The 8,628-nt window shown below is 70.2% G+C and carries 12 protein-coding genes; 4 read left to right on the top strand and 8 right to left on the bottom strand.

What is annotated here, in order from left to right; all coding sequences use genetic code 11:
• Nucleotides 1–134 precede the first annotated feature (134 nt).
• Nucleotides 135–1,298, bottom strand: a complete 1,164-nt coding sequence (gene mqnE, locus ACWGDE_RS12670; RefSeq protein ID WP_453388965.1) for an aminofutalosine synthase MqnE — start codon at nt 1,296–1,298, stop codon at nt 135–137.
• Nucleotides 1,299–1,430: 132 nt separating this feature from the next.
• A complete protein-coding gene (locus ACWGDE_RS12665; protein ID WP_453388968.1) occupies nt 1,431–1,886 on the bottom strand; it encodes an Lrp/AsnC family transcriptional regulator in 456 nt (151 codons plus the stop codon).
• A gap of 130 nt (nt 1,887–2,016) precedes the next feature.
• Here ACWGDE_RS12665 and ACWGDE_RS12660 point away from each other — a divergent pair, with 130 nt between their 5' ends.
• The gene (locus tag ACWGDE_RS12660) at nt 2,017–2,151 is read left to right on the top strand and encodes a hypothetical protein (RefSeq protein ID WP_275431884.1); all 135 of its coding nucleotides are present in this window, start codon (nt 2,017–2,019) and stop codon (nt 2,149–2,151) included.
• On the opposite strand, the gene ACWGDE_RS12655 is transcribed toward ACWGDE_RS12660, so the two are convergent.
• Nucleotides 2,148–2,840: a UbiX family flavin prenyltransferase gene (locus ACWGDE_RS12655; RefSeq protein WP_453388964.1), complete on the bottom strand. Its 693-nt coding sequence runs from the start codon at nt 2,838–2,840 to the stop codon at nt 2,148–2,150. The genes ACWGDE_RS12660 and ACWGDE_RS12655 overlap by 4 nt on opposite strands.
• A gap of 91 nt (nt 2,841–2,931) precedes the next feature.
• Between ACWGDE_RS12655 and ACWGDE_RS12650 the strand changes: the two genes are divergently transcribed.
• Nucleotides 2,932–3,558, top strand: coding sequence for a rhomboid family intramembrane serine protease (locus ACWGDE_RS12650; RefSeq protein ID WP_453388963.1), 627 nt, complete (start codon nt 2,932–2,934; stop codon nt 3,556–3,558).
• On the opposite strand, the gene ACWGDE_RS12645 is transcribed toward ACWGDE_RS12650, so the two are convergent.
• The 4 genes from ACWGDE_RS12645 to ACWGDE_RS12630 all read right to left on the bottom strand — a co-directional run bounded on the left by ACWGDE_RS12645 (nt 3,555) and on the right by ACWGDE_RS12630 (nt 7,078).
• A complete protein-coding gene (locus ACWGDE_RS12645) occupies nt 3,555–4,118 on the bottom strand; it encodes a Uma2 family endonuclease (protein WP_453388962.1) in 564 nt (187 codons plus the stop codon). The two genes, ACWGDE_RS12650 and ACWGDE_RS12645, sit on opposite strands and share 4 nt — an antisense overlap.
• A 65-nt stretch (nt 4,119–4,183) precedes the next feature.
• Nucleotides 4,184–5,110, bottom strand: a complete 927-nt coding sequence (mqnP, locus tag ACWGDE_RS12640; protein ID WP_453388961.1) for a menaquinone biosynthesis prenyltransferase MqnP — start codon at nt 5,108–5,110, stop codon at nt 4,184–4,186.
• Between the two features lie 34 nt (nt 5,111–5,144).
• Nucleotides 5,145–5,624 carry a hypothetical protein gene (locus tag ACWGDE_RS12635; protein WP_453388960.1) on the bottom strand — a complete coding sequence of 160 codons (480 nt, stop codon included), beginning with the start codon at nt 5,622–5,624 and terminating at the stop codon, nt 5,145–5,147.
• The gene (locus ACWGDE_RS12630; RefSeq protein ID WP_214947065.1) at nt 5,621–7,078 is read right to left on the bottom strand and encodes a menaquinone biosynthesis decarboxylase; all 1,458 of its coding nucleotides are present in this window, start codon (nt 7,076–7,078) and stop codon (nt 5,621–5,623) included. Before ACWGDE_RS12630 ends, ACWGDE_RS12635 begins: the two co-directional genes overlap by 4 nt.
• An 89-nt stretch (nt 7,079–7,167) precedes the next feature.
• Here ACWGDE_RS12630 and ACWGDE_RS12625 point away from each other — a divergent pair, with 89 nt between their 5' ends.
• The gene (locus ACWGDE_RS12625) at nt 7,168–7,554 is read left to right on the top strand and encodes a PLD nuclease N-terminal domain-containing protein (protein WP_453388959.1); all 387 of its coding nucleotides are present in this window, start codon (nt 7,168–7,170) and stop codon (nt 7,552–7,554) included.
• A 21-nt stretch (nt 7,555–7,575) separates the two neighbouring features.
• Here ACWGDE_RS12625 and ACWGDE_RS12620 read toward each other — a convergent pair whose 3' ends face one another.
• Complete coding sequence (locus ACWGDE_RS12620; protein WP_453388958.1) at nt 7,576–7,944, bottom strand: cupin domain-containing protein; 369 nt, start codon at nt 7,942–7,944, stop codon at nt 7,576–7,578.
• A 99-nt stretch (nt 7,945–8,043) separates the two neighbouring features.
• On the opposite strand from ACWGDE_RS12620, the gene ACWGDE_RS12615 reads away from it, so the two are divergent.
• Entirely contained in the window at nt 8,044–8,532 is a 489-nt protein-coding gene (locus ACWGDE_RS12615) for a MarR family winged helix-turn-helix transcriptional regulator (RefSeq protein WP_453388957.1), read from the top strand.
• The last annotated feature ends 96 nt before the right edge of the window (nt 8,533–8,628 follow it).

The following is an 8,628-nucleotide window of genomic DNA, read 5'->3' as shown; positions in this document are numbered from 1 at the left end:
GGCGGGGGACCGGGTCGCCGGGCGCCGACCGGTGCCGGCCGCGCGGTGCCCGCACGCCCCGACATGCGCGAAGGGCCCCGGCCCCCCGAGGGGGGCCGGGGCCCTTCACACACTTCCCGCGGCGCGAAGACGCGTCAGACGCGCATCGCCTGCGGCGTCTCGCGCAGCCCCGCGTCCGGGCCGGGGTACTCGCGGATGATCTCGTAGCGCGTGTTGCGCTCGACCGGGCGGAAGCCCGCGTCGCGGATCAGCTCCAGCAGGTCCTCGCGGCCCAGCTTGTTCGGGGTGCCGTAGTTGTCGGCGTCGTGCGTGATCTTGTACTCGACGACCGAGCCGTCCATGTCGTCCGCGCCGTGCTGCAGCGCCAGCTGGGCGGTCTGCACGCCGTGCATGACCCAGAAGACCTTGACGTGCGGCACGTTGTCGAAGAGCAGCCGGGAGACCGCGAAGGTCTTCAGCGCCTCCGCGCCGGTCGCCATCGTCGTGCGCGCCTGGAGCTTGTTGCGGACCTTGCCGTCCTGCATGTCCACGAAGTCGTGCTGGTAGCGCAGCGGGATGAAGACCTGGAAGCCGCCGGTCTCGTCCTGCAGCTCGCGCAGACGGAGCACGTGGTCCACGCGGTGGCGCGGCTCCTCGATGTGCCCGTAGAGCATGGTCGACGGGGTCTTGAGACCCTTCTCGTGCGCGAGGCGGTGGATGCGCGACCAGTCTTCCCAGTGGGTGCGGTGGTCGACGATGTGCTGACGGACCTCCCAGTCGAAGATCTCCGCGCCGCCGCCGGTGAGCGACTCCAGGCCGGCTTCGATCAGCTCGTCCAGGATGTCGGAGGCCGACATCCCGGAGATCGTCTCGAAGTGGTGGATCTCGGTGGCCGTGAACGCCTTCAGCGAGACGTTCGGCAGCGCCTCCTTCAGCGCGGAGAGCGAGCGCGGGTAGTACCGCCACGGGAGGCTGGGGTGCAGGCCGTTGACGATGTGCAGCTCGGTGAGGTTCTCGTTCTCCATGGCCTTGGCCAGGCGCACGGCCTCCTCGATGCGCATCGTGTACGCGTCCTTCTCGCCCGGCTTGCGCTGGAACGAGCAGTAGGCGCACGAAGCGGTGCACACGTTCGTCATGTTGAGGTGACGGTTGACGTTGAAGTGGACGACGTCGCCGTTCTTGCGCGTGCGCACCTCGTGGGCGAGGCCACCGAGCCAGGCCAGGTCGTCCGACTCGTAGAGGGCGATGCCGTCCTCACGGGTCAGCCGCTCGCCGGAGCGAACCTTGTCCTCCAGCTCACGCTTGAGCCCAGCGTCCATGCCCGGTCCTCTCCTCTGTCCTCTGTCCTCGTGTTCCGCGCGAGGGTTCCGCGCGTCCCCGGTCACCCGAGGCGTCCCCGGTCACCCGCGCACCCTTGGTGCGGGCGCCCCGAGACCGTCCCAACCGTACTCTCAGGCTTCCTCGGGCAGACCCCCGACCCGGTTCTCCCACTTGGTGGAGAGCACGATCGTGGTGCGGGTGCGCGAGACGCCCTTGGTGCCGGAGAGCTTACGGATGATCTTCTCCAGCCCGTCCACGTCGTTGGCGCGCACCTTCAGCATGAAGGAGTCGTCACCGGCGATGAACCAGCAGTCCTCGATCTCGGTGAGGTCGCGCAGCCGGCGGGCCACGTCCTCGTGGTCCGCGGCGTCGGAGAGGGAGATGCCGATCAGCGCCGTGACGCCGAGGCCGAGCGAGGCCGCGTCGACGGTCGCGCGGTAGCCGGTGATGACTCCGGCCGTCTCCAGCCGGTTGATCCGGTCGGTGACGCTGGGGCCGGAGAGGCCCACGAGCCGGCCCAGCTCCGCGTACGAGGCACGTCCGTTCTCACGAAGTGCCTGGATGAGCTGCCTGTCCACCGCGTCCATATACCTGGAGCCTTCCATTATTCGGCGATCCCTCAAGTTTACGTATAGAATCAAAGGCGCACAGGGTCGACACCCTGTGAATCTTTCAACAGATCAACGACGATCTGACAATCTTCAGGAGTGGTTCACCGTGTACACGATCGAGATGGCCTACGCGCACATGCGACAGCTCCAGGAGCTGGCCAACCGATCCCGCACCGACCAGCCCGCCGCCGCACACCGCGTCGACAAGACCCGCAAGCCGGGGCGCGCCAAGAAGCGCTAGTCACCGCTTGCCTCCCGGGGGCGGGGAGCCAGCGCACCACCGAGCTCCCCCTCCCACCGGCGGTACAGCCCGTGCGGCACCCCTGCCGCGTCGAGCACCCGCCCCGCGACGAAGTCCACCAGATCCTGGATGTGCGTCGCACCCGCGTAGAACGCCGGAGAGGCGGGCAGCACCACGGCGCCCGCCTCGTCCAGCGTCACCAGATGCTTCAGCGTCTGCCCGCTCAGCGGGGTCTCCCGTACCGCGACCACCAGCCGGCGCCGTTCCTTGAGCGTCACGCTCGCCACCCGCTGGAGCAGGTCCTTCGACAGCCCGAGCGCCACGCCGGCCACACAGGCCGTGGACGCGGGCACGATCAGCATCCCCTTGACGGGGTACGAGCCGCTGCTCGGTCCGGCCGCCAGGTCCCCGGCGCCCCAGTAGCGGACGTCGTCCAGTTCCGGCCGCGCGAAGGTGGCGGGCTTGCCGTCGGCCCCGCGTTCCAGCCATTCGGCCAGGTCGTCCCGCCAGTGCGCGTCGCGGAACGCGATCCCCGTCTCGTCCAGCAGTGTCAGCCTCGATGCCCGGCTCACCACCAGGTCCACGCTCTCGCCCGCCGCCAGCAGCCCACGGAGCACGGCTGCCGCGTACGGCGTCCCGGACGCCCCGGAAACCCCGACCACCCACGGGGTGCGCTTGCCCTCAGTCATACCTCCGAGACTATCCGGCCACCGCTCATGGGCACTGGCTAAGGTGTCCGCACGTTCAAGGGGTGGACACGGAAGAGCGGGGGCGGGCGTCATGAGCGGGAACGGGAGCGGCGGGAGCGGCACGGGTACGGGCACGGGCCGGTGGAGCCGGACCGGCCGGGTCAAGGCGGCGGCGCAGCTGATGCTGGGCTGGGTGGCCCTGCTGTGGCTGATCGAGGCCTACGACTACGCCTCGGGCCACTCGCTCGACGCCTACGGGATCACCGCGCGGGAGGCCGACGGCCTGACCGCGATACCCGTGGCCCCGTTCCTGCACTTCGGCTTCGACCACGTGGCGTCCAACACGGTCCCGCTGCTGGTCCTCGGCTTCGTCACCGCACTGAGCGGGATCGGCCGCTTCCTGGCCGTCTGCGCGGTGATCACCGTCGCCGACGGCTTCGCGGTCTGGCTGGTCTCCCCGTCCGGCAGCATCACCGCGGGCGCCTCGGGCCTGATCTTCGGCCTCTTCGGCTACCTGCTGATCCGCGGCTTCGTGGAGCGCAGCCCGCTGGGCGTGGCGGTCGCGGTCGTCATCGCGGCCATCTGGGGCACGACCTTCCTGGCCGGAGCCCTCCCCACGGACTCCGTGGTCAGCTGGCAGGCCCACCTCTTCGGCCTCCTGGCGGGCGCGGGCGTCGCCCTCCTGGCGAGGCCGCGGCCGGAGGTGGCGGCGGTCTAGGCGGCGCCGGGGTCGACGGGGAGAGCCGACGTGTCCAAGGAGACCTCGCCGATGCCGGTCTCCAGGGTGACCTTCTCCCCGTAGGGGAACACGTCGCGCCCCCGGTAGCCGTCGGGCCCCGGGTTCCACAGGGTCGTGCACTGCGCCTTGTACGGGTCGAAGATCAGGTAGTGCGGGATCCCGCGCCGGGCGTAGGCCCGGTCCTTGACCTCGTAGTCGTTGCGCACACTGCTCGGGGAGACGACCTCGATGACGAGCTCGACGAGGTCCGGCTGGTAGGCGCTGAGGTTCTTGTCCGCCTCCACACCAGGGACGACCGCGAGGTCGGGACAGAACTCGTTGTCGCCGTCGAAGGGGACGGCCACATCGCTGAGGTAACCCCAGTCGTCCGACAGCTGATCCTTGAGCTGCGTCCACAGGGCCTGGACGGTCGAGTTGTCGGTCGGCCTCAGCGGAGTCGCCACGATGGCTCCCCCGATCAGCTCCGTCCGGTGGCCGGGGAACATGTCCTCGAACCGGCTGAGCTTCGAGCGCGGGCGGTCGCCCTCCGGGATGATCACGGCCGCACGCTAGCGGGCCGGGCAGGCCCCGGAGCGCGGGATCAGGCCGCGTACACCCGTCCGGGTTACAGCGACAGTCCCCGCACCACCAGGTCCAGCAGCGCGCAGACGAACAGGGCCATGCCGATGAAACCGTTCACCGTGAAGAACGCGCGGTTCAGGCGGGACAGGTCGTGCGGCCTGACGATGGTGTGCTCGTAGAGGAAGGCACCGACGACGACCAGCAGGCCGAACCAGAACAGCGGGCCGGCGTCCGTCGCGACGGCGTACCAGGCCAGCAGGCCCGTGGTCACGACGTGCGCGGCGCGGGCGCCCCACAGGGCGGCCGGGATGCCGAAGCGGGCCGGGACGGACTTGACGCCCTCCGCGCGGTCGGCGGCCACGTCCTGGCAGGCGAAGATCAGGTCGAAGCCGCCGATCCACACGCCCACCGCGCACCCGAGGATCACCGCGTCCCACGACCACTCGCCGGTGACCGCGAGCCAGGCCCCGATCGGCCCTATGGCCTGGGCGAGGCCGAGGATGGCGTGCGGGAAGTTCGTGAACCGCTTCCCGTACGGGTACAGCACCATCGGCACGACGGCGACCGGCGCCAGCACCAGGCAGAGCGGGTTCAGCAGCGCGGCCGACCCGAGGAACACGACGAGCGCGATCCCGGCCCCGGTCCACGCGGACCGCACGGACACCGCGCCGGTGACGAGCTCGCGCGTCGCGGTACGCGGATTGCGGGCGTCGATCTCCCGGTCGATGATCCGGTTGGCGGCCATCGCGAAGGTCCGCAGCCCGACCATGCAGATGGTGACGAGCAGCAGCTCGGCCCAGTGCATCCGCCCGTCCAGCGTGAACATGGCGGTGAGCGCGGCGATGTAGGCGAAGGGCAGCGCGAAGACCGAGTGCTCGATCATCACGAGCCGCAGGAACGCCTTGACCTTGCCGACCGGCTGGGGCGCCGGGCCGGACGAGCCGATCAGTTCATCGGCGGTCGTCATCATGCGGGGTTCCTCCGGAACGCTTCGGGGTGGGGTCTCACGCCAGGCTCCGGCGGAAATCTTCCAGGTCGGCGCGGAGCGTTTCGGCGGGGACCGCCTGGATGTCCAGGGTGACCGGCGCCAGGTCCTCGCCCTCCGGCGGGGTGACGACGGTCAGGAAGCGGCAGTCGGCGCCACCCGGGCCGGGGTAGGCCTGGAGGCGCAGCACCTCTCCGGCGCCGACGATGAACGGCCCGGTCTCGAAGGACAGCTCCGCCAGCAGGCGGGAGGCGAAGTCCTCGGCCTCCGCGTCCCTGAGGCCCGGCAGCTCGAAGCCGCCGCCCTCGCCGGTGCCGTCCTCCCACATGAGCGCCCAGACGTTGCCCGGTCCCGCGAACTCCTCCGGCGAGACGCCCGCCTGCTCGGCGGCCAGCCTGACGCCGGGGTCCGCCGGGTCGAGCTCCGGGCGCACCAGGGCCACGTAGAGCTCGTCGGTGCCGATGTAGAGGGCCGGGCCACCGACCGCGATCGGGCTCACAGGCCGTACTCCTTCCAGCGCCGGTCCACCAGGGCGGCGGTCGCCGGGTCGGACTCGACCATGTCGGGCCAGCCGCCGTCGCGGGTGTAACCCTCCTCGGGCAGCTTCTTCGTGGCGTCGATGCCCGCCTTGCCGCCCCAGAACTGCTGGTACGAGGCGTGGTCCAGGTGGTCCACCGGGCCCTCCACGACGGTGAGGTCGCGGGAGTAGTCGGTGTTGCCGAGCGCCCGCCACGAGACCTCGTGGAGGTCGTGGACGTCGCAGTCCTTGTCGACCACGATGATCAGCTTGGTCAGCGACATCATGTGCGCGCCCCAGATGGCGTGCATGACCTTCTGCGCGTGCTTCGGGTACTTCTTGTCGATCGAGACGATCGCGCAGTTGTGGAAGCCGCCCGACTCCGGCAGGTGGTAGTCCACGATGTCCGGGACGATGATCTTGAGGAGCGGGAGGAAGAAGCGTTCCGTCGCGCGGCCCAGCGGGCCGTCCTCCGTCGGCGGCCGGCCGACCACGATCGACTGGATCAGCGGACGCTTCCGCATCGTCACGCAGTCGATCTTCAGCGCGGGGAACGGCTCCTGCGGCGTGTAGAAGCCGGTGTGGTCGCCGAAGGGGCCCTCGGGGAGCGTCTCCCCCGGCTCCAGCCAGCCCTCGATGACGACCTCGGCGTTGGCCGGGACCTGGAGCGGGACCGTCTTGCAGTCCACCATCTCGATCCGCTTGCCCGCCACGAACCCGGCGAAGAGGTACTCGTCGATGTCACCCGGCAGCGGCGCCGTGGACGCGTACGTCACGGCCGGCGGGCAGCCGAAGGCGATCGCGACCGGCAGCCGCTCGCCCCGCGCGGCGGCGACCGCGTAGTGGTTGCGGCTGTCCTTGTGGATCTGCCAGTGCATGCCGATCGTGCGCTTGTCGTGGCGCTGCAGCCGGTACAGGCCGAGGTTGCGCACGCCCGTCTCCGGGTGCTTGGTGTGCGTCAGGCCGAGGTTGAAGAAGGAGCCGCCGTCCTTGGGCCAGGTGAAGAGCGCCGGCAGCTGGTCCAGGTCCACGTCGTCGCCGGTGAGGACGACCTCCTGGACGGGCGCGGAGTCGCCCTTCACCTTCTTCGGCGGCACGTGCACCATCGAGCCGAGCTTGCCGAAGGCCTCGCGGACCCCGATGAAGCCCTGCGGCAGCTCCGGCTTCAGCAGGCCGCCGATCTTCTCGCTGATCTCGGCGTACGACTTGAGCCCGAGGGCCTTCAGCAGCCGCCGGTCGGTCCCGAAGACGTTCATGGCGAGCGGCATCGCCGAGCCCTTGACGTTCTCGAAGAGGAGGGCCGGGCCCCCCGCCTTGTTCACTCTGTCGACGATCTCCCCGACCTCCAGGTACGGGTCGACTTCGGCCTTGATGCGCTTGAGGTCGCCTTCTCGCTCCAGAGCCCGGAGCAGCGAGCGGAGATCGTCGTAAGCCATAGGGCCAAGTATCGGTCACCGGCTACGCTGGGCCTGTCACCGGGGCCGTCGAATCGAACCCCGCCATTGTTCACAGGGGGCTGTTCCGCATGATCAGGGCGCTGATGTACATCCTGCCGCTGGCGCTGACGATCTATGCGTTCATCGACTGCCTCAACACCCCCGAGGACGAGGCCAAGCACCTCCCCAAGGTCGTCTGGGTCATCATCATCCTGCTCTTCTGGATCGTGGGCCCGATCGTCTGGTTCGCGGCGGGCAAGGTGAAGCACGCCCCGGCCGGCGGCCGCACGCCCTCCGAGTGGCACCGCAACCACCGCAGCGAGTGGGTCGCCCCCGACGACAACCCCGAGTTCCTCCAGGCCCTCCGCGAGGAGAACAAGAAGGACGAGGGCCTCCTGAAGGACTGGGAGGCCGACCTGCGCCGCCGCGAGGAAGAGCTGAAGCGGCGCGAGCGGGGCGAGGGCAAGGACAGCTAGCAGGGCTCTCCTCGCGCGGCCCTACTGCGCCCAGGGCAGGACGCGGGTGCCTTCGGTGCCGGGGACGGAGACGATGCCGTCCGCCCGCATGGCCACGTACGCCTGGAAGGACTCGGTGGCGTGGATGCGGCGCAGGACGTCCGGGGGCAGGACCATCGTCTGACCCGCCGTGACCTTCTCGGTGCGGTCGCCGTCCCAGACGACCTCCAGGGAGCCGGCGGTGAGCGTCCAGACCTGCTCCCGGCTGACGGAGTGATCCGGGCCGGTGAGACCGGCGGCCATGTCGACGCGCCACGTGCTGAGCTCGGAGCTGCCCCGGCTGGGGGCGGCGAAGCCGGTCATGGTGGCGTTCGGGGTGGTGGTGACGTGCTCGGGCGAAGCGGTGATCACGCGCAAGGCGGTTCCCTCGTTCTCTCGACAGTGCGAGTAAAGGAGCTTTACTCGCACTGCAAGTAAAGCAGCTTGACTCGCCTGTGTCACGATGTTTCCGTGACCGACCAACAAAACGACGGCGCCCACGGCGGCGGAGGCATCGAGCTCGGGTTCCTCCTCGGCCTCGGCTTCCAGCTGCTGCTCGGCGAGTTCACCCGCCGCCTGGAGGAGGCCGGCCACGCGGACGGCCTGCGCCCCCTGCACGGCATGACCTTCCAGGCCCTGGGGGCCCGGGGCGCGACCGCGACCGAGCTCGCCGAGCGGCTCGGGGTGACCAAGCAGGCCGCCGGGCAGATCGTCGACGACCTGGAGCGGCGCGGCTACGTACGGCGCGAGCCGCACCCCGAGGGCGGCCGCCGCAAGCTGGTCGTACTGACCGGAGCGGCGCACGAACACCTGCTGGCCGCCGGGCGGATCCTGCACGAGCTGGAGGCCGAACTCGGCCGCGACAGCGTCGACCTCGGCACGCTGCGCACCGAACTCGGCCGACTGATCCGCGCGCTCAACGGCGACGGCCCCCTCCCCGCACTGCGCCCCGTCTGGTGACGACGGGGCCCGCGCGACCGACGGGGTCGGCGTGACCCGCGTGGCCACTGTGACCGACAGCACAATTGAACACGTTCAAGGCTCCTGACACAATGC

It is taken from the genome of Streptomyces sp. NPDC054956 (genome assembly GCF_053609185.1).
The sequence above is the reverse complement of the archived record's forward strand: the minus strand, read 5'-3'. Positions and strand labels throughout refer to the sequence as shown.

What these genes read in the sequence shown, in the direction of transcription:
- ACWGDE_RS12630 (WP_214947065.1), bottom strand. Translation starts at nt 7,078, where the DNA reads ATGGCTTACGACGATCTCCGCTCGCTGCTCCGGGCTCTGGAGCGAGAA.
- ACWGDE_RS12655 (WP_453388964.1), bottom strand. Translation starts at nt 2,840, where the DNA reads ATGACTGAGGGCAAGCGCACCCCGTGGGTGGTCGGGGTTTCCGGGGCG.
- mqnE (WP_453388965.1), bottom strand. Translation starts at nt 1,298, where the DNA reads ATGGACGCTGGGCTCAAGCGTGAGCTGGAGGACAAGGTTCGCTCCGGC.
- ACWGDE_RS12650 (WP_453388963.1), top strand. Translation starts at nt 2,932, where the DNA reads ATGAGCGGGAACGGGAGCGGCGGGAGCGGCACGGGTACGGGCACGGGC.
- ACWGDE_RS12665 (WP_453388968.1), bottom strand. Translation starts at nt 1,886, where the DNA reads ATGGACGCGGTGGACAGGCAGCTCATCCAGGCACTTCGTGAGAACGGA.
- ACWGDE_RS12625 (WP_453388959.1), top strand. Translation starts at nt 7,168, where the DNA reads ATGATCAGGGCGCTGATGTACATCCTGCCGCTGGCGCTGACGATCTAT.
- mqnP (WP_453388961.1), bottom strand. Translation starts at nt 5,110, where the DNA reads ATGATGACGACCGCCGATGAACTGATCGGCTCGTCCGGCCCGGCGCCC.